The following is an 18,848-nucleotide window of genomic DNA, read 5'->3' on the forward strand; positions in this document are numbered from 1 at the left end:
ACGGACGGGAGGCCCTGCTCACGGTCCGCGCGCGGCGGACGTGCGCAGGGCCTCCAGGCCGTGACCGTGGGTCGTCAGACCCCGGCCGCCACCCCTGACAGCGTGGCCGCGAAGGGGTCGAAGTCGTCCTGCAGCGACGGGATCGGCGCGACGGTCGACTCGACCTCGACGAACGACCGCCGTTCGACGGACTCCTCCACCGCGACCATCGTGTCGAGCACGTGGTACCCGACCTCGCCGGTCGCGATGTGGGTGCCTCCGCCGCGGATCGCCCGCGCCATGTCGAGCACCCCGAGCCCGCGGCCGGCGGTGGGCTCCTCGTCGAGGACCGTCTCCCACTCCTGTTCGAACGGGAACGACACGTCCGCGCCCAGGGGCCGTGCGATGCGGATCGGGTGGCCGCCGCCGAAGGTGTTCGGGTCCGGGAGGACGATCGTGCCCTCGGTGCCGTTCACCTCGAAGACGCCGTGGCGGAACAGCGGGGTGTCGAACGAGAGCAGCGACTGCGCGGACCCGCCCTGCTCGAAGGACGTCAGCACGGAGAGGTGCGTCGGGACCTCCACCGGGAACTCCCGACCGGCGTTCGGTCCCACCACGAGCTGCCGGGTGTCGCGCGACCTCGAGCCGGTCGCGACGACCGAGGCGATCGGCCCGAGCAGGTGCACGAGCGCGGTGAAGTAGTACGGGCCCATGTCGAACAGCGGGCCCGCTCCCTTCGCGTAGAGGAACGACGCGTTCGGGTGGAACACGTCGGGCCCCTGCCACTGGAAGCTCGTGACCGCGGTCAGGGGCGTGCCGATCGCACCGGCCTCGATCGCCCGCTTGGCGGTCTGCCATCCGGTGCCGAGCACGGTGTCGGGTGCGATGCCGAGCCGCAGCCCCAGCGACTCCGCGAGGGCGACGAGCTCGGCGGCCGATCCGCGGTCGACGCCGATCGGCTTCTCGCTCCACACGTGCTTGCCGGCACGGAGCGCTGCGGTCGAGACCTCGACGTGCGTGGCCGGCAGCGTGAGGTTGATGACGATCTCGACGTCCGGGTCCGCGAGGACCTCGTCGCCGGTGCCGGACGCTGCGACGCCCCACTTCGCGGCCGACGCCGCCGCACGCTCGGTGTCGATGTCGCCGATGCGGACGACCTCGACGTCGGGGAACCGTGTGAGGTTCGTGAGGTACTGCTCGCTGATCATGCCGGCGCCGATGAACCCGACGCCGACCTTCCCCGTGCGGGTCATGCCGAGACCGCCTCGGTGTCGGACGCGACGGCGTTCAGCGTGGCGTCGAGCCACCGGTAGGACTGCTCGACCCCGTCGAAGATCTCCCCGTCGAAGCCGTCGAACTCGATGACGGCGTACTCGAGGGCGGGTGCCGCGGCGATGGCCTCGGCGAGCCGGACGTCGCCCTGACCGGCCGGTGTCTGGTCGGTCGGGATCGAGGCCGTCGAGATGTCCTCGTGCATCGGTCCGTCCTTCACGTGCACGGCGACGATCCGGTCGCCGAGCTCCTGGATGAACGGCACGAGGTCGATGCCGGCGGCCGAGGCCCAGTACAGGTCGAGCTCGAGCACCACGGCCGGGTCGAGCAGCGACGCGAGCACCTGCAGCGCGGGCTGCCCGTCGATCTGCGGCCGGAGCTCGTGGTCGTGGTTGTGGTAGCCGACGCGCAGGCCGTGCTCGGCGGCCTCGACGGCGGCGGCGTTCAGTCGGGCGGCGACGCGCTCGACGCCCTCGCGGGTCGTCCACGCATCGGGTCCGACGAACGGGTCGATGACGATCTCGAGGCCGAGCTCCTTCGCGGCCGCGAAGGTGTCGGCGTGCGACGGAGCGGTCATCACGGAACCGTCGGGCAGCGGGATGGTCTCCTCGACGAGGAACGCGTGGCCGGTCTTCGCGGTGATCCCGTGCGCGTCGAAGGCCCGCTTGAGTTCGGCGGAGCGACCGACGAAGGCGAAGGCCTCGACGGTGTCGAAGCCGATCTCGGCGAGGCGGCGGACGCCGCCGTCGAGGTCGGGCTCGAGCGCGGCGTTCACCGTGTAGAGCTGCAGGGAGATGGCGGGTGCCATGGTGGATCCTTTCTGCCCGCGTCGTCGCGGGGTGGCGTGACGGCGGGGAGGCGCGACTCGCGTTGCGGACGCGGGTCGCGCCTCCAGGCCGTCTGCTGGTGACTGCGCTACTTGACCGACTTGATGGGGAAGATGACGAGGGCCCCGAGCAGGACCGCGACGCCGGCGCCCCAGAGCATGAGCGTGTAGTTCTGCCCACCGCCGATGCCGAGGAGGAACAGGCCGACGGCCGGTGCGAGCGACTGGGGCAGGGCGTTCGCGATGTTGATGACGCCGAGGTCCTTGCCGGGGCGTTCCGGGTCGGGCAGGACGTCGACGATGAGCGCGGTGTCGATGGCGGCGTAGATGCCGAAGGCGAAGCCGAGCACGATCTCGGCGAAGTAGAACCCGCCGACGGTGTCGACGTGGGCGAGGATCACGAGTCCGACCGCGGTGAGTGCGGTCGATCCCCAGACGAAGACCTTGCGACGCTGCACCCGGTCCGACACCCAGCCGGAGACGGCCGCGCTGGCGAGGAGCGCGATCGTGTAGAGGAGCACACCGAACGCGACCGCCGGGACGGCCTCCTTCGTCGAGAGACCGATGCGGTCCTGCATGTACAGGACGCGGTAGGTCGTGAACATGAACGTGCCGAAGGTGATGAGGAAGCGGCCCCACCAGGCGAGTCCGAAGTCGCGGTGCTTGATCGGGTTCGTCCAGAACGAGCTGATCAGGTTGATCCAGCTGAACGGCTTGATCGTCGTCGTCGGCAGGTCGTCACGGGCCACGAACGCGTAGATCAGGACCGCGATGATCGCCAGGACGCCGGGTGCGATGAACAGCAGCGGCAGGTTGCCGACGAGGTAGACGGCCAGGTAGAGGCCGGCCAGGATCGCGATGTTCTGAGCGAGCGCGATGACGCTGGAGGCCTTGCCGCGCTGGAACTCCGGCACGTTGTCCGCGAAGCTCGCGGTGAGGGTGGCGAGCACGGTGTTGGCGGCGATCTGTGCCAGCAACCACCCGAGGGTGAGCTGCAGCACGCTGTCCGAGAACGCGATCCAGGCGAGCGCGCCGACGAAGACGACGACACCGCCGACCATGTAGGGGCGGCGACGCCCCCACCGGGTGCGCGTGCGGTCCGAGATCGCGCCCAGCAACGGGTTGGCGAACAGGGCACCGAGGGCACCGAACGGCAACACCGATCCGACGACGGTCTCGGGGCTGGTCGGGTTGAGCTGCTCGGCCTTGATCGACATGCTCACGAAGACCGGGGTGAGCAGGGCGACGAACAGGCCGAACTGGGCGAAGCTCAGGGCCCAGAGGTAGCCGCGACCGACGCGGACCGCGCTGACGGCCTGCGTGATGCCCTCGACCGAGAACGCCCGCGATGCCGCTGCGGGGTCGGCGCTCGTCGCACCGGCGGCCGCGGTGACGGGCGGCGTCGCGGTGCCGGCGAGACCGGACTTGGGTTCTTCCTTCGACGTCGGTGTCGACATGACTCCTCCTCGAGCCACAGGGGGCTGGCGCCCGTCTGAATACCTAGTGCTGGTAGGTGACGGCGACAGTAGCACCCAAAACCTCCGGACGGAAGTTTTTGGTGCGGATGTTTCGCCGGGTCATCGGGAACCCGCGGCGACGCCTAGCCTGGGTCCGTGAGTTCCGACGGTGGAAGCGGTGTCCGGGGGCCCTACGCCAAGGGGGTGCAGCGCCGGCAGGAGATCCTCGACCGCACGCTCGACGTCGTGGCGACGCGGGGCATCGACGGGGCCTCGCTCCGGGCCATCGGCGACGCGATCGGCATCTCGCACGCCGCACTCCGGCACTACTTCTCGTCGCGCGAGGCCCTGCTCCTCGAGGTGCTCCGGCAACGCGACGCCGACTCGGTCGCCCGGGTCGCGGCCGTCGACGGGGTGCTCCCCCGCATGGCGGCCTCGGCGGACCACAACGTCAGCGTGCCGGGCCTCGTGACGCTCTACACGACGCTGCTCGGGGTGTCGGTGGCGGCCCGGAACGAGGAGTCGCGCGCGTTCTTCACCGAGCGGTTCGAGCTGCTGCGGGCGGACCTCGCGACGCAGCTGCGGGACGAGTTGGCGTCGTCGGGGCGGTACTCGGACGCGGACCTCGAGCAGGTGGCGTCGCTCATCATCGCGGCGTTCGACGGGCTGCAGGTGCAGTGGCTGCTCGACCGGCGGATCGACATCGCGGGAACGCTGCGGCTGCTCGAGCGGGTGCTCTGAGCCCAGCCCGGGGACAGCTCGGTCAGGCCGCCGTCGGCTCCGGCTGGCACCGGGGACACCACCACAGCCGTCGGGCCGGCGACCCGACCACCTCGACGTCGTCCCGCGCCCGCACCCGGGTGCCGCAGCGCAGGCACGGGCGCCCCGCACGGCCGACCACCCAGTGCCGTTCGCCCCGTCGGAGCACCCCGGTCGTCACCTGGTACGCGTCCGGCGCGGTCGCTGAGTGTCGGAGCATGCGCCGCGCCGTGTCGAGCAGCGGACCGAAGGCGACCCGGCCCGCAGGGAGGTCCGGGTGCAGCCCGCGCACGAAGCACAGCTCGTTCGCCCAGAGGTTGCCGAGCCCGGCGACCCGACGCTGGTCGAGCAGCACCCGGCGGACCGGTGCGTCCGGGTCGCGTGAGCACCGGCGGAGGGCTTCGTCGCGGTCGAAGTCGTCGTGCAGCAGGTCCGGCCCGAGGTGTCCGACGACCCGGTGTTCCTCGGCCGTGGGGACGAGCTCGACCACGGGCAGGTCGATCCCCCACACCGTCCGGCCGTCCTCGAGCACGAGCCGGACACGGGCGTCCTGCGCGACGTGACGCGGGAGGCGCCGACCGGCCGCGGTGACCGTCCAGGACCCCTGCATCCGCATGTGGGTGTGCAGCGTCACGCCGTCGTCGAACCGGGTGAGCAGGTGCTTGCCGTGCGTGGCGTGCCCGGTGACGACCCGGTCCCCGAACGCTCGGCCGGCGTCGGGTCCACCGCGGAGTTCGCCGGCGACCACCCGCGATCCGTCGACCTGGCGGAGGCGTGCGGCCAGCCGGTGGACGGAGTCACCCTCGGGCATGGCGACACGGTACGACCGACCACCGACACCGCAGCGCACCCGCGGCGCCGTCAGCGGCGACGACGTCGTCAGTTGATGATCTCTGCCCGGCCGTCGCGCATGGTGGTCAAGCGCTCCCGCCACAGCGTGACCGCCTCGGGCGTCAGGCGTGTCCAGTCGTCGACCTCGCGCACGATCCGCAGCGGCGCCGACGTGCGGTACGACCGCGTGGGGTTGCCGGGGAACTTCGTGTCGGTGACGTTCGGGTCGTCCTCGAAGGGCCCGGTCGGCTCGACCTCGTAGACGTGCGGCTCCCCCGCGCCCGCCAGCAGCACCGCCAGCTCCGCCGCCAGACCGCCGCCGTCCCGCAGCGCGGTGAAGTAGACGTGGTTCATCACGACCTCGGGCCGGTAGTTCGACGGGCGCACGGCGACGAGCAGGTCCCCCGGTCGGAGCGCCGCGCGCGTGCCGTGGAAGAACGGCCCGGTCTCGTCCTCGGCGGCCACGGTCAGGCCCGCGGGCGGAACACCGCGATCGGCGGGCCGTCGTCCCCTGCGTCGTGCGTCTCGTCCGTGGCGACCCACGTCCGTCCGTCGTGCTCCACCGTCGCGGGCAGCTCGCCCCGGACGAGGATGCGCACGGCCGGTTCGTCGCCGTCGACCAGGTCGATGCCGAACGCGTCCGGCTCCTCGGCCCCGGCCGGCTGGTTGTCCCTCACGAAGGCGCTCATGCCGCCAGCAAACCCGGCATCGCCGGGAATCCGCCGCATCGGCGGGAGCGGGCAGGCCCGGAGGTGCGCGCGGCCGGACGCGAGCAGGTCCGACGCGAGCACGGTCGGACGGGAGGCGCGGGGCGGGCCCGCACCGTGCCTCCCGTCCGACCGTGGCGGCCCCTACCCGAAGCGACCGTTCACGTAGTCCGCGGTCCGCGGGTCCTGGGGCGTCTCGAACATGGCGGCGGTGGGCCCGTGCTCCACGATCGCCCCGGGCGTCCCCGCCTCGGCGAGGAAGAACGCGCACCGGTCCGACACCCGCTGCGCCTGCTGCATGTTGTGGGTGACGATGACGATCGTGACCTCGGCGGCGAGCTCCGTGATCGTCTGCTCGATGCGCCGGGTCGAGGTCGGGTCGAGCGCCGAGCACGGCTCGTCCATGAGGAGCACGCGGGGCCGCACGGCGAGCGACCGGGCGATGCAGAGGCGCTGCTGCTGACCGCCGGACAGGCCGCCGCCGGGCTGACGGAGGCGGTCCTTGACCTCCTTCCAGAGCCCGGCCTTCGTCAGCGTCTCCTCGACGAGGTCGACCTTCGCCGCCTTGTCGAGGCGGACGCCGGTGAGGGCGAGCCCCGCGAGGACGTTGTCCTGGATGCTCATCGCCGGGAACGGGTTGGGCTTCTGGAACACCATGCCGATCTGGCGGCGCGCCTCGGTGATCCGGCGGGACGCGTCGTAGATGTCGACGTCGTCGAGGAGGACCTCGCCAGCGAGCGACGCGGACGGCACGAGCTCGTGCATGCGGTTCAGGGTCCGGAGGAAGGTGCTCTTGCCGCACCCGGACGGCCCGATGAGCGCGGTGACCTCGCCGGCGGGCATGGTCAGGGACACCCGGTCGAGGACCTTGTGGTCGCCGAACCAGGCGGACACGGACCGGGCGTCGAGCGTCGCGGGCGCGACCGCGGGGCCGGGCCGGTCGGGGGTGCTGTCCCCGAACCAGCTGTCGAACTCGGCGAGGAGGGTTTCGGTGTCGGTCATGGTCTTCTCTTCGGTCACATCAGGTTGGGGAGGAGGACGGTGAGCTGGGACGCGGCGGACAACCCGATCGCCAGGACCACGGGCACCGCCACGACGAGGGTCTGCCGGCGGCCCCAGAACCGCATGCCGACGGCGAACAGCGCGACCATCGCGGCGAGTACGACGAGCCCGAGGACGAGGAACGGCCACACCGAGCCGTCGCCGGCCATCGTGAGCTCCTCGGGCGCGAGCGAGGAGTACCCGATCGCGGGCGTCGGGGTCACGGCTGCCTTCGAGACGAGTTCGGCGTCGACCCGGACGATCGAGTCGGGCAGGAACGGCAGCCCTGCGCCGGACACGAGGGTGAGGCGGCCGTCACCGGCGCCGAGGGGCGCGGGGACGTGGTCGCCGGACCGGCGGACGTCGACGACGCGGTACTCCGCGGTGCCCTGGCCGGTCGTGGTCGTGATGACGGCGCCGGTGCGGAGCTGGTCGATCCGGCCGAAGGGTCCGCCGTACGCCGTCTGACGGCCGTACACGACGCTGGCGCCGACCTGCCCGGGCAGCGGGGTGTCGCGGCGGTGACCCGGTCCGGAGCGGGTGACGTCGGACGTCGTGCCCTGCAGCACGACGGTGTCGAGCCCGAGCGCCGGGACGCGGACGATCGCGACCGGGGTGCCGTCGGGGACGAGTCGGCCGTCCGTGCCCGTCTGGCCGACCGGGGCGGTGGCGTTCGCGAGCTGGTAGCGGAAGGCGTCGAGCGCGAGCTGCTGGTCACGGGCGTACGAGATCTGCGAGACGCCGGTGAACTGCAGCGCGAAGCCGACCAGGAGGAGCCCGAGCACGACGACCGCGGACCCGCCGAAGCGCCACCGGTCGGGTTCGCCGAGGGTCGGGATCGCTCGGGCGGCCGGGCCGGCGGATTCCCGGGACCAGCCGCTGACCGTGCGCGCGGGTCCCCGGGTCCGGCTGCGCCCTCGGCCAGGCTCGGCGCGGCGCGGGGGCCACCAGGAGGGTCGGGGCAGCCAGGAGGTCGAGCTCGTCATCGGTCCGTCCGTCGGGGTGTTCGTGGGGGTGCTCGGGGTGCGGGGAGGTCCGGCCGGCCCGTGCGGGCCGGCCGGACGGGGTGGGACTAGCGGGTGATCTTGGCGGTCGCCGAGGTCGAGCCGGCCTTCCACAGCGAGTCACCGCTGTAGGAGACGGTCAGCTTGTGCGTGCCCGCCGAGAGCCGCGGCAGCGTCACGGTCGCCTTGCCCTTGGTCAGCGTGACCGTGGTCAGCGTCTTGCTGCCCTCCTTCACAGTGACCTTGCCGGTCGGGGTCGCGCCCGCACCGCTCACCGAGACGGAGAACTTCGCGTGGCTCTTCGCCGAGACGGACTTCACCGAACCGGCCTTCACCGTCGGGGCGCCCTTGGCGACCGTGGCGCTCACGGCCGAGCTCGACACGGTGCTGCCACCGGTCGACGCGGGCACGTAGGAGGCGACGAACTTGTAGGAGGCGTGCTTCGGGACGAACGAGATCGTCGCGCTCGTGCGACCGGCGGCCACCTTCGCGGTACCGACCGTCTCCGTGCCGTTCTTCAGCGTGACGGTGCCGCCGGCTGCGTCACCGTTGCCGATCGTGACGGTCGCCTTCGCGGTCGTGCCGACGGTGAGCTTCGGCACCGAGACGGCGACCGTGGTCGCGGCGGACACGGCGACGTTCGACGCACCCGAGGTGCTCGAGGCGACACCGGCGAGGGCGGGGATGAACTGCGCCGTGACCGACGACGTGCCGACCGGCAGGGTCACCGGGGCGGTGACGCTCTTGGCGCCCTTCGCGATGGTGCCGGTCCCGACGACCGTGGAGCCCGTGAGGAAGCGGACGGAGCCGCCACCGGTGCCGAACGACTCGACCGACGCGGTCGCGTCGACGGGCTTGCCGGCGGTCGCGGTCGCGGGCACCGAGAGGGTCGTCGTGCTCAGCGACGGAGCGTAGGCGCGGAGCTGGGCGTAGCCGCAGGTCGTCGCCGCGCTCGTCGCGGGCTCGGGCAGGAACCCGTAGGCCGCGATGGTCGCGGTCTGCTTGCAGACGAGCGAGTCCTTGCCGACGAAGGTCTTCGCGATGGCGCTCGAGGGGTTGTCGGCGAGGCGCGACGGCACGATGTTGTAGACGTCGCGGACGAAGCCGGCGTACGCGGGGTTCGTCGCGTAGGCCGTGCCGCTGCCGGTGGTGGCGGCGGTCTGCGCGCCGTCGGCCTTGCTGAGCGCGGCGAGCTGGACGCCGTGGCGGCGGTCGGTGACCGTGCCGACGCCGTTCGCCTGCGCCACCCACTGGCTCACCGAGAACGGGGCGATCGCGAGGGTCGACTGCGTGGTCTGGTCGACGATCGCGGTGCCGTCGTGCTCCTCGATCGGCTTGCCGCCGTCGGTGTCGGAGACGAAGGGGTTCGTGCTCGTGAAGCCGGAGGCATCGGTCAGGCCGAGCTGGCCGAGGAAGTAGCTGCGGGTGCCCGAACCGAACTTCGGCAGGAGCGGCTGCAGCTGGTACGCGGTCGTGCCGTCGGGACCGGTGGCGTCCGAGCCCACGGAGTTGTACGTGCCGTCGGCGTTGAAGTAGGCGTGCGTCACGTCGCCGCGGTACACGTTCCACAGCGTCGGCGCGTTCTTCGCCTGGGTGCCGTCACCGATGAAGAACGGGACCTTCGCGAGGGCGCTGCCCGGCGCGTAGGCGACGTCGACCGCGTCGCGGGCGAACGGCACGTACGCGAGGACGCCGTCGGCCGACAGGTCCTTGCTCGCCGGGCCGCCGGAGGACCGCGCGAAGTCGAGCTGTCCCACGACGGAGTCGTCGATGGTGGTGCTCGAACCGTCGGCGAGTGCGACGCCGGACTTGTTCGCGATCGCGCCGATCGAGACGAGCAGTTCGTCGCGTCCGGCACCGGAACCCGACACCCGCGGGATCGCCTTGCCACCGGAGCGGGTGACCACGGTCGGTCCAGCGTTCGTGGCGTCGTAGGACGCGATCTGGTTCCCGCCGACGGCACTGGCGACACCGTTCATCACGTCCTGGGTCGTGTCCGAGCCGAGACCGACGAGCGTGCCGAACGCGTTCCCCGCGGGGTCGGCGTGTGCCGGCACGGAGAGGGCCCCGACGAGCAGGGCCGAGGCCCCGAGCGTGACGCCGACCTTGCAGAAGGTGTTGACCTTCATGGCTGGTGTTTCCTTTCGTGGGTTCCGACGCTGCCGCGGTGACAGCCGTCGTTGGGGTGGAACTCGGTCACACACGGGCGGCGGCCAGCATCGCCAGCCTCCGGCCGCGGCGGATCAGGAACGGCCCCACGCCGAGTGCCGGGAGACCGGCGCCGAGCGCTGCCGCGAGCGCCGTGCGGGTCACCGCGAGCGGCTGGTCGTGGGTGCGTCGGTCGGGCGTCGACGACTCGTCGACGTCGTGCGTGGAAGCGGGGGCAGCTGCGGCCGGCGCCTCGGGGTCCGCGGCCGGCGCGACGTCGCCGACGCTGCCCGGGTCCGTCGTCGTGCCCTCGGTGGTCGGCACGGCATCGCCCGTCCCGCCCGCGACCGGGGGCTGCTCGGTGCCGCCGGACGCCGCCGGCGGGGTCGTCGTCGGGCACGCGGTCGCGATGCTCCGGGCGTCGGTGAGCCCGGCCGCGACCTGCTTCGCGGTTGCCGCCATCGTGCTGGTGAGGGGCACGTAGCCCGCGGGGAGCTCGCCCTGCTTCTCCCCTTGCACCTGCCCGGCGCCGGCGGCGTAGCGGATGAACGTGGCGTACGCGGCACGCTCGGTCGGCGACGAGGCGCACACGTTGACCGCGGCGTAGCTGAGCATCGAGAGCGGGTAGGCGCCGGGGTCGCGGTTCGTGGGGTCGGCGAGCAGGACACCACCGGCGGTCGAGGGCCGCATCGTGGCGATGCCCTTGGTGATCGAATCGGTCGTCGGCGCCACGGCCTCGCCGGCGGCGTTGACGATCTTCGCCGTCGGGAGCGCGTAGCGGGCCGCCGATGCCGCGTCGGTCACGGTGAGGACGAACCGCGCGCCCGGCACCTGCGCGCCGAGGGAGGTGTAGCCCTTCGGCTGCCCGAACGGGTTCCACGAGTCCTTCTCGTTCGGGTCCGCCTTGAGGGTCCGGTACGCGCCCTCGTGCATGTCGTTCATGTACGGCCGCATGTCGAGCGTCCCGTAGCCGGTCTCGTCCGGGTCGCCGCCCTTCGCGATCGTGAGGTCGGCCTTCGGGAAGCTGTCGATCGTCGTGTCCGTCCCGAGTGCGAGCGGCAGGTACGCGGGGTTGATGCGCGTCCCCCACTCGTCGGGGCGTCCCTCGAGGAACGCCTGCGCAGCGGGGTCCGCCCGGAGCCAGGCCCAGACCCGGGCGTTGGCGTCCGTGTCCCCGAGCGCCACCATCAGGCCGGCCGGCGCCGAGTCGCTCTTCGACCCGACGAAGGACGGGTTGAGCGCGAGGAACTCGGGGTCGGTGACGATGCTCGTCGGGTTCGCCTGCACGACCGCGTCGCCCTTGCCCCGCCCGGGGACGTCGGCCTGGTACGTCTGGGTGAGCAGCTTCGCGACGAGCCGGGCGTCGAGGGTGAGGTCCTGCGCCTGCAGCCCGTTGCGGACCTTCGCGGGGGCGTCCGGGTACAGCCGGTAGTCGATCGTGAAGCCGATGACGAGCGCGGACTGCGCCACCGGGGCGTACCGGATGGTCGTCCCGGACGCGGTCCCGGTGTCGAGCGGGGTGTTGACGAGGGCGAGTCGTGCCGCGCCGTCGGTCGTCGAGACGATCTGGTGCTGCGCCTCCTCGTCGCCGATCTGCGAGTACCCGTACGTGGTGCCGAGTCGGCAGAGCGCGGGCTGCCACGCGGTGACGGCCTCGGTCGCGGTCTCCGAGCCGACGAGCCGCTGCTCCTTGTTCCCGATCGGGCAGGACTGCGCGACGGACTGGAACCCGAGGTGGAACACCACGCGGTTGCGCCACGCCGAGGCCGACAGGGGCGAGCCGGTGACGCGTCCGGCGGCGGTCGCGGTCGCGGGGCTGCCGTCGAGGTTGTGCGACCCGCGCGGCACGATGACGAGCCAGCACGACCGGGGTGCCGTCCCGGTCGCCGTGCGCACGTCCTGTCCGCAGCCGAGCTGTGGCGCCTCGAGTCCGGACTGCGTCTCGAAGGTGACGCGTCCGGTGCCGTCGCTCGCGGTGCGCGCCGCCGTGACCTCGTTCGTGGTGGTTGCGTCGAACTGCTTCGACAGCTCCGTCGTGCTCTTCGACAGCGAGCCGTCGACCGCACGGAACGGCACCCGGTAGGCGCGGAGGAACGGGTTCTCGACGGGCGGGTCGAGGAGCATGTCGGGGTCCGCGTCGGGACCCGAGAGCGCGGGGTCCTGCAGCGGGTCGTCTCCGATGACGAGGTCGCGCTTGGCCGCGCCGACGCCGGTCAGCGAGGCGATCGTCGAGGACGGGGCACCCCAGACGCACTGCTCGGGCGACGGTCCGGTGGCGGCGTCGCCCCAGCACTGCATGATCTGCACGTAGTTCGTGGCGTACTCGCTCGGGGAGGTCGGCTTCGCACCCGTCCAGCTCACGGTGACGCCCTGGTCGGTGAGGTCCTCGGTCTGGCTGACGGTGAACGACATGGCGGCGAAGTCGGCCGCGTCGGGGTCGGCGGTTGCGGCGGGGTCGGGGGTCGCGGCCGGGTCGGGCTCGGTCGTGGCGGTGCCCGTGTTGCTCGCCGCCGCGGTGCCGGCGTCGGTGTTGCCCGCCGCCGTGTCGGCGGTGCCGGCCGAAGGGCGGCCGGTGGCGCTGCCGCTGCCGCTCCCGGCGCCGGACACCGTGCCGCCGGTCGCCAGCGCCGCCTGCGCGTCCGCCCACGACGTCGTGACCGACGACGACGAGCTCGTGGACGGCGCAGCGGCCGAGGCCGGGAAGCTCGCGACGAGGAGCGAACCCGCGACGGTGGTCGTCACGACGCCGAAGACGAGCGCCGCGGAGCCGAGTCGGACGAGGGTCTGGTGCTTCACTTGCGGATCCTCCGTCGCGACACGAGCACGCCGATGAACGGCGGCAGGAGCACCAGGCCGAGCAGTGCGGCCACGGCACAGGTCATGAGCGTCTTGGTCGGGCTCCACCCGTCGGCGGCGTCGACCTCGACCGGCAGCGCCGCCACGTTCTGGCAGACACCGCTGTCGGCGTCGCACTGCACGGGCGACCCGTCGTTCAGCGCCGCGACCGCGTTGCTGGTGCCGGATCCCGACCCGGAGCCGCCGGCGCTCCCGCTCGAGAGGTCCCCCGCGGTGGTGGTGCCGGAGGACCCGCCGCTCGTCGACCCCGAGCCGGCGTCCGAACTCGCACCGTCGGACCCCGACCCGGAGCCGCTTCCACCGTTCGCCCCGCCGGAGCCCGAGGAGCGTCCCGAACCGCTGCTCGTCTGGGTGGGGGTCGCGGTGCCCTTCGCGCCGCCGGTGCCGGTGTTGCACTGGGTGGCGCCGAGCTTGTCGCACGCGGGCGGCTGGGGAGCCTTCACCGCGAGCGTGTTCTTGCCGTCCGCCGAGAAGGTCGGGTTGTTGCACTTCCGGATGTCGATCGACTTCGCCTGGACGCCGGGGATCCGACGGACCTGGTCGAGTCCGGCCTGCACGAGGTTGATCGGCAGCGGCGAGTAGCCGAGGACCTCGGCCTGCTGCTGGCCCTCGCACAGGAAGTAGTAGTCGAACGCGCCGAGGGTCTTGCCCTTCGCCGTCGTGAGGCTCGCGTCCGTCGTCGTCGGGATGATCATGTAGGAGTACGACGACAGCGGGTACGTGCGCGGGTCCGGGTTGTCGTAGACCCCGTCGAGGATCTGCGTCAGGTAGGACGGCGACTTCTTGTCGGTGTTGATCTTCGCGCCGAGCAGGCCGACCGCGACGTTCGAGGCCGTGGGCTCGACGTAGTAGCCGGACTTGTTGAGGACCTTCGCGACCGGGTACCCCGTCTTCAGGGCGTAGGAGTACTCGACGTACGTTATGGTGCCGACGTTCGCCTTCTGCGCGACGTAGCCCGAGACGCCCTGCGAGTTCGGCTGCGCGATGAAGCCCTTGCCCGGGATCGTCGGGTAGTTCGACGTCACGCCGCACGGCAGCGGACGCCCGGCCTGCTTGCAGTAGGCGTTCCACTGCGACGGGTACTTCTTGCTCATCCACGTGGTGAACTGCGCGGTGGACCCGGAGCCGTCCGAGCGCACGACCGGCACGACCTTGCGCTTCGGCAGCTCGAGCCCGGGGTTGTCCGCCTTGATCTTCGGGTCGTCCCAGCTCGTGATCGAGCCGGTGAAGATGCCCGCGAGCACGGGTCCGGACAGCCGGAGGTTGGTGATCTGCTTGCCACCCGAGGCCAGGTTGTACATGAACGAGGTACCGCCGGCGACGATCGGCATGTACGCGTAGCCGACGGTCGGCGGGACGTCGGTGACGCCGCCGTCCTTGATGCCGTAGGGGATCTCGGAGACGGCGAAGTCGACCGTGCCCGCCTTGAACTGGTTGCGGCCGTCCGACGACCCGGTGCTCGCGTAGCGGACCTTCATGCCGTACTGCTGCACGTTCACCGCCCACTGCTGGATGGCGACGGAGCTCCACGACGAGCCCGCGCCGGAGATCGGCACGTAGGACTCCGCCGCGTGTGCGGCGCTGACGGGGAGGAGCGACACGGCGAGCGCGAGGGCGGCCGTGATCGCGCCGAGCAGGCGGGTTCTGCGGGTGGTCACGAGGGGTCCTTCTTGGAGACGTCGGCAGGGAAGGGGTGGACGTAGCGGCGGGCGTTCCGGCGGACGAAGCGGCCGACCGGACGCCAGGCGGGCCCGGCGGCCTCGACGCCGCGGAGCACGGTGCCCCACGCCGCGGCGATGCGCTCGCGGCGGCGTTCGCGGGTGGCGACGGTCTGGGAACCGATCACGCGGGCGATCACGAACAGCACGAGGACGAGGAACATGAGCACCGCGGCGGCGCCGAAGCCGCGCGCGATCATGTTCGGCTCGGGCGACTTCACGAACTCGAAGATCGCCAGCGGCAGCGAGATCATCGGCCCGCTCGTCGGGTCGAGGTTGAGGTCGGGCGCGAAGCCGGCGGTCAGGAGCACGGGACTCGTCTCGCCGATCCCGCGGGCGGTGGCGAGGATGATCGCGGTCACGAGGCCGGACCGCGACGTCGGCAGGACGACCCGCCAGACCGTCTGCCACTGGCCGGCCCCCAGCCCGATCGACGCCTCCTTGAGGGTCGCGGGCACCAGACGGAGGACGACGTCCGCGGACCGGATCATGATCGGCAGCATCATCACGCTGATCGCGAGCGCCGCGGCGAAGCCCGACTTGTCGAAGCCGAGGCCGACGATGACGCTCGCGTAGATGAAGAGCCCGGCGACGATCGACGGCAGCGCGGTCATCGCCTCGACGATCGTGCGCACGAAGCGGGAGAACGGCCCCGGCACCTCGGTCAGGAACAGCGCCGTGGTCACGCCGAGCGGCACCGTGATCACGAGGGCGATCGAGATCTGGATGAGCGACCCGGCGATCGCGTGCAGCACGCCGCCCGAGCTCATCGGGTCGAGCGGTCCGGTCAGCGCCATGTCCTGCGTGTAGAAGTTCCAGTGCGGCAGGGCGTCCGTGGCCCGCACGACGCTGAAGCCGACCACGAACACGAGCGTCGCGACGACGACGAACGCGAGCGAGTGCACCGCCGCGGACACGACCCGGTCGCGGACCACCGAGCCGCTCTCGTTCGTGGCGACGAGGAGCGCGTAGAACACCAGGAACAGCAGGTAGGCGACCGCGACGAAGGCGATCGGCCCGGACACCGGCGCGAGCTCGGTGAAGACGATCGACGTGACCGAGAGCGACGCGATGGCCGCGCCGACGACGCAGAGCACGTCGCTGATCCGGACGCCGTTCGTGCGGCGTTCCTCGGGTCCGCGGCGGTGCTCCGGCTCCCGCTCGAGTCGGGGCAGCACGGTCCCCGACCCGGCACCCGACGGCGTGGACGCCGGGACGGGCGCGGTGATCAGGGCGGAGGGGGTCCGGAGGGGCACGGTGGGCAGGGGTGTGGTGGCGCCCGACGGCGCCTGCGTGGTGTCGGTCATGGCTAGCTGCTCGCTCCCGAACGCGACCGGGCGACGACGGCGGACGCCGCGAAGTTGATGCAGAGCGTCATCAGGAAGAGCGTGAGTCCGGCCGCCATGAGCGCGGACATGCCGAACGGGGTCGCGTCGCCGTAGCGGAGCGCGATGAGCGACGACACCGAGCTCGCGCCGGCCTGCAGGATGTGCGGCTGGATCACGAACACCGGCGAGATGATCATGTAGACCGCGATGGTCTCGCCGAGCGCCCGGCCGAGCCCGAGCATCGTGCCGCCGATGATCCCGCCGCGGCCGAAGGGCAGGACCACCGCGCGGATCATGCCCCACTTCGTCGACCCGAGCGCGAGGGCGCCCTCCCGCTCCCCGAGGGGCGCCTGCGAGAACACCTCCCGCATGATCGAGGTCACGATCGGCGTGATCATGAGCCCGACGACGATGCCCGCGATGAACGTGGACGCCGTGTACGACGTCGGCGACGCGAGCGGATCGTCGAGGTCGACGCCCGAGACGCGGAACAGCGGGATCCAGCCGAACCACTGCGAGATCCAGCGGGACACCGGCGTGATCTGGCCCTGCAGGAAGAAGAACCCCCAGAGGCCGTAGACGACGCTCGGGATCGCGGCCATCAGGTCGACGAGCCCGATGAAGGCCTTCCGGATCCGCTGGGGCGCGTACTCGGTGATGTAGAGCGCGGTGCCGAGCGAGAGCGGCACCGCGAAGACGATCGCGACCCCGGCGATGAGGATCGTCCCGACGAGCACGGCGGCGATGCCGAACCGGTGCGCGTCCGGGTCCCAGGCCTGCGTGGTGAGGAAGCCGAAACCGGCGACCCCGAGGGCCTGCGACGCCCGGAACGTCAGGAAGAGCCCGACGAGCAGCATGATCGTCAGGACGGCGACACCGCCCGCGCGGGCGATGAACCGGAACCTGACGTCCGAGGGGTCCCGCACGACCGTCAGCAGGCGGGGCGAATCTGTGGACAACGGCATCCTTCGGGATTCCTGTGAGCAGCGGATCGGAGGTGCCGGTGAGCGCTGCTCGTCGTTCCGGCGGGGACGAGATTGGCAGTCGCACAGCCAACAGATGCCCTCTGCTGGGAGTCCGGTCGGCGGACCGCAGGTGAACGAACGGTGTTCCTGAGCGCATTCCGAGGTCCGGGTGCGTCAGGAGACCTCCGTTCGGGGGGCGGACCGACCGTTCCGGGGTACGCCGATCGGGGCACACGCCTCGGGCGTCGAAAAGCCCCGATCAGGGCGATGGTTCGTACCAGGAACCAACGATCCGGACGGGAGGCGCGGGGCGGTCTTGCACCGTGCCTCCCGTCCGTCGGGTGGTCACGACCGACTCGCGCCCCAGCCCGTCCACGAGACTCCGGTCGGCGCGGGTCAGCGCAGGATGCGCCTCAGCGCGCGAGCAGCGCCGCCACGGCGTCGACGACGACCTGCCGCCGGCGCGGCGGCGCCACGGCGGCGACGAGCGCCGCACCCTCCGGTGCGGTCTCGGCCCAGAACGCCGCGAGCTGTTCGACGAGCCCGAGGAGCACCGCGGGCCGGAACGACCGCGGGAGCACGCCGGCCCGCTGCGCGCGTTCGACGGCCGCGACGGACTCGGCCCGGGCTTCGGCGAGCGCCTCGATCGCACGTCCCTCGAGTCGGTGCCAGGTGGTGAGCCGCTGCACCCACGGCCGTCGGACCAGCACGTCGTGGAGGCGGCCGGCGTACTCGGGGAGGTCGTCGACGTCGAGGGGGACCTCGGCGGCGAGCTCGGTCACGGTCTGGACGTAGAGGGCCTCGTACAGGCCGTCCTTCCCGCCGAAGTAGTGGAACAGCTGTGCCTTGTTGCTGCCCGCAGCCGCTGCGATCCGCTCGACCTTCGCGCCGGTGACGCCGTGCTCGGCGAACTCGTCCCGCGCGGCGTCGAGCAGGCGGGCCCGGACGGCGTCGGCCGGCGGCGGGGTGAAGCGGGGCATGCCGACACGCTACCGGTGCAGCGGTCACCCGCGTCCGAGGGGTACCGGCCCGGTACGGACTCGGCATACGCTCGTCTACCGGACGATCAGGGCGTCGAGGGGACATGCACGTGAGCGGGACGACAGGATCGGAGGACCGCTCGAAGGTGCTGCACCTCGAGCGGTTCGAGTTGCTGACGACGGGCGAGTCGATCGCCGTCGTGTGCGACTGCGGCTTCGGGCGCGACCACCTGACCCGACGCGGGGTCCCGGTCGAGGTGCCCTGAGACCACCCTGCCTAGGATCGTCGGATGAGCCAGCGCGAGGAGCAACGAGCGCGGACCCGACGCCTCATCATCGAGGCTGCGGCCCGGGAGTTCGCCCGCCACGGGTACGCGGGTACGACGTTCGCCTCGATCGCCGCCGTGCTCGGCAAGCCGAAGTCGGCGATCCCGTACGACCAGTTCCCGTCGAAGCACGCCATCGCCGCCGCGGTGCTCGACGCCCACTTCGACCGCCTCCGCGCCGCGCTCGACGAGGTCCGCGCCACGGAGGCGCCAGGGCTCGACGCCCTGCTGACCGCGCTCGTGGCCGGTGCCCGGCTCGACGCGACGAGCCCGATCGCCCACGGCGCGATCCGGTTGCTCCTGGAGCACCACGAGGAGATGGCCCCGGCGCGCGCGGCCGACGCCGTCGCGTTCGTCCGCGCGAACGTCGCCGCCGCGGTCGCGAACGGGGACGTCCGGACCGACGTCGACGGATCGGTCCTGACCCGCCGGTTGCTCGTCGGCGCGCTCGGGGCCCACGCCGCGGCCCTCTACCGCCTGAGCCGGACCCCGATCGAGGACACGCTCTGCTCGAGCTGGGCGATCGTGCTGCGGGACGTCGGGGTGCCGGCGACTCGTGTGGACGAGATCATCGCCCGTGCCACCGCAGCCGCACCCGCGCAGCGCTGATCCGCTGAACGCCTCCTGAGTGAACCCGATGCGTCGCATCGG

The 18,848-nt window shown here is 72.1% G+C and carries 17 protein-coding genes; 3 read left to right on the forward strand and 14 right to left on the reverse strand.

Annotated features, from left to right (window positions below; all coding sequences use genetic code 11):
• Positions 1-74 precede the first annotated feature (74 nt).
• The 3 genes from MON03_RS13725 to MON03_RS13735 form a co-directional block, all read right to left on the reverse strand.
• Positions 75-1,232: a Gfo/Idh/MocA family protein gene (locus MON03_RS13725; protein WP_242088976.1), complete on the reverse strand. Its 1,158-nt coding sequence runs from the start codon at positions 1,230-1,232 to the stop codon at positions 75-77.
• Positions 1,229-2,059: a sugar phosphate isomerase/epimerase family protein gene (locus tag MON03_RS13730; protein ID WP_242088978.1), complete on the reverse strand. Its 831-nt coding sequence runs from the start codon at positions 2,057-2,059 to the stop codon at positions 1,229-1,231. Before MON03_RS13730 ends, MON03_RS13725 begins: the two co-directional genes overlap by 4 nt.
• A 107-nt stretch (positions 2,060-2,166) precedes the next feature.
• Positions 2,167-3,534 carry an MFS transporter gene (locus MON03_RS13735; RefSeq protein ID WP_242088980.1) on the reverse strand — a complete coding sequence of 456 codons (1,368 nt, stop codon included), beginning with the start codon at positions 3,532-3,534 and terminating at the stop codon, positions 2,167-2,169.
• Between the two features lie 156 nt (positions 3,535-3,690).
• Here MON03_RS13735 and MON03_RS13740 point away from each other — a divergent pair, with 156 nt between their 5' ends.
• Positions 3,691-4,275, forward strand: a complete 585-nt coding sequence (locus MON03_RS13740) for a TetR/AcrR family transcriptional regulator (protein WP_242088982.1) — start codon at positions 3,691-3,693, stop codon at positions 4,273-4,275.
• Positions 4,276-4,297: 22 nt separating this feature from the next.
• Here MON03_RS13740 and MON03_RS13745 read toward each other — a convergent pair whose 3' ends face one another.
• The 11 genes from MON03_RS13745 to MON03_RS13795 form a co-directional block, all read right to left on the reverse strand.
• On the reverse strand, positions 4,298-5,104 hold the full coding sequence (locus MON03_RS13745) for a DNA-formamidopyrimidine glycosylase family protein (protein WP_242088984.1): 807 nt from the start codon (positions 5,102-5,104) through the stop codon (positions 4,298-4,300).
• Positions 5,105-5,172: 68 nt separating this feature from the next.
• Positions 5,173-5,589 carry an NAD(+)--rifampin ADP-ribosyltransferase gene (arr, locus tag MON03_RS13750; protein ID WP_242088986.1) on the reverse strand — a complete coding sequence of 139 codons (417 nt, stop codon included), beginning with the start codon at positions 5,587-5,589 and terminating at the stop codon, positions 5,173-5,175.
• A gap of 2 nt (positions 5,590-5,591) precedes the next feature.
• Positions 5,592-5,813, reverse strand: a complete 222-nt coding sequence (locus MON03_RS13755; protein WP_242088988.1) for a hypothetical protein — start codon at positions 5,811-5,813, stop codon at positions 5,592-5,594.
• 162 nt (positions 5,814-5,975) lie between these two features.
• Entirely contained in the window at positions 5,976-6,833 is an 858-nt protein-coding gene (locus tag MON03_RS13760; RefSeq protein WP_031273184.1) for a phosphate ABC transporter ATP-binding protein, read from the reverse strand.
• A gap of 14 nt (positions 6,834-6,847) precedes the next feature.
• Positions 6,848-7,858, reverse strand: a complete 1,011-nt coding sequence (locus MON03_RS13765) for a sortase (RefSeq protein WP_242088990.1) — start codon at positions 7,856-7,858, stop codon at positions 6,848-6,850.
• Between the two features lie 86 nt (positions 7,859-7,944).
• The gene (locus tag MON03_RS13770; protein WP_242088991.1) at positions 7,945-10,005 is read right to left on the reverse strand and encodes an Ig-like domain-containing protein; all 2,061 of its coding nucleotides are present in this window, start codon (positions 10,003-10,005) and stop codon (positions 7,945-7,947) included.
• Positions 10,006-10,072: 67 nt separating this feature from the next.
• Positions 10,073-12,820, reverse strand: a complete 2,748-nt coding sequence (locus tag MON03_RS13775; RefSeq protein ID WP_242088993.1) for a peptidase associated/transthyretin-like domain-containing protein — start codon at positions 12,818-12,820, stop codon at positions 10,073-10,075.
• On the reverse strand, positions 12,817-14,538 hold the full coding sequence (gene pstS, locus MON03_RS13780) for a phosphate ABC transporter substrate-binding protein PstS (RefSeq protein WP_242088996.1): 1,722 nt from the start codon (positions 14,536-14,538) through the stop codon (positions 12,817-12,819). The genes MON03_RS13775 and pstS overlap by 4 nt, the downstream gene beginning before the upstream one ends.
• Positions 14,535-15,905, reverse strand: a complete 1,371-nt coding sequence (gene pstA / locus MON03_RS13785) for a phosphate ABC transporter permease PstA (RefSeq protein ID WP_242088998.1) — start codon at positions 15,903-15,905, stop codon at positions 14,535-14,537. The genes pstS and pstA overlap by 4 nt, the downstream gene beginning before the upstream one ends.
• A 2-nt stretch (positions 15,906-15,907) precedes the next feature.
• The gene (gene pstC / locus MON03_RS13790; protein ID WP_502798674.1) at positions 15,908-16,891 is read right to left on the reverse strand and encodes a phosphate ABC transporter permease subunit PstC; all 984 of its coding nucleotides are present in this window, start codon (positions 16,889-16,891) and stop codon (positions 15,908-15,910) included.
• A gap of 413 nt (positions 16,892-17,304) precedes the next feature.
• Positions 17,305-17,871, reverse strand: coding sequence for a TetR/AcrR family transcriptional regulator (locus MON03_RS13795; protein WP_175327566.1), 567 nt, complete (start codon positions 17,869-17,871; stop codon positions 17,305-17,307).
• A 110-nt stretch (positions 17,872-17,981) separates the two neighbouring features.
• Between MON03_RS13795 and MON03_RS13800 the strand changes: the two genes are divergently transcribed.
• Positions 17,982-18,137 (forward strand): hypothetical protein, encoded by a 156-nt coding sequence (locus MON03_RS13800; protein ID WP_175327567.1) that lies wholly within the window; start codon positions 17,982-17,984, stop codon positions 18,135-18,137.
• 24 nt (positions 18,138-18,161) lie between these two features.
• Positions 18,162-18,806: a TetR family transcriptional regulator gene (locus MON03_RS13805; protein ID WP_175327568.1), complete on the forward strand. Its 645-nt coding sequence runs from the start codon at positions 18,162-18,164 to the stop codon at positions 18,804-18,806.
• Positions 18,807-18,848 lie beyond the last annotated feature (42 nt).

Origin of the sequence: Curtobacterium sp. DN_7.5 (assembly GCF_022655355.1) — a bacterium.
Lineage (GTDB): Bacteria > Actinomycetota > Actinomycetes > Actinomycetales > Microbacteriaceae > Curtobacterium > Curtobacterium luteum.

Bases quoted from the DNA above. Each gene is read 5' to 3' on its own strand.
- MON03_RS13725 (WP_242088976.1), bottom strand. From the start codon at position 1,232: ATGACCCGCACGGGGAAGGTCGGCGTCGGGTTCATCGGCGCCGGCATG.
- MON03_RS13730 (WP_242088978.1), bottom strand. From the start codon at position 2,059: ATGGCACCCGCCATCTCCCTGCAGCTCTACACGGTGAACGCCGCGCTC.
- MON03_RS13735 (WP_242088980.1), bottom strand. From the start codon at position 3,534: ATGTCGACACCGACGTCGAAGGAAGAACCCAAGTCCGGTCTCGCCGGC.
- MON03_RS13745 (WP_242088984.1), bottom strand. From the start codon at position 5,104: ATGCCCGAGGGTGACTCCGTCCACCGGCTGGCCGCACGCCTCCGCCAG.
- MON03_RS13755 (WP_242088988.1), bottom strand. From the start codon at position 5,813: ATGAGCGCCTTCGTGAGGGACAACCAGCCGGCCGGGGCCGAGGAGCCG.
- MON03_RS13760 (WP_031273184.1), bottom strand. From the start codon at position 6,833: ATGACCGACACCGAAACCCTCCTCGCCGAGTTCGACAGCTGGTTCGGG.
- MON03_RS13765 (WP_242088990.1), bottom strand. From the start codon at position 7,858: ATGACGAGCTCGACCTCCTGGCTGCCCCGACCCTCCTGGTGGCCCCCG.
- MON03_RS13770 (WP_242088991.1), bottom strand. From the start codon at position 10,005: ATGAAGGTCAACACCTTCTGCAAGGTCGGCGTCACGCTCGGGGCCTCG.
- pstA (WP_242088998.1), bottom strand. From the start codon at position 15,905: ATGACCGACACCACGCAGGCGCCGTCGGGCGCCACCACACCCCTGCCC.
- pstC (WP_502798674.1), bottom strand. From the start codon at position 16,891: ATGCCGTTGTCCACAGATTCGCCCCGCCTGCTGACGGTCGTGCGGGAC.
- MON03_RS13795 (WP_175327566.1), bottom strand. From the start codon at position 17,871: ATGCCCCGCTTCACCCCGCCGCCGGCCGACGCCGTCCGGGCCCGCCTG.
- MON03_RS13805 (WP_175327568.1), top strand. From the start codon at position 18,162: ATGAGCCAGCGCGAGGAGCAACGAGCGCGGACCCGACGCCTCATCATC.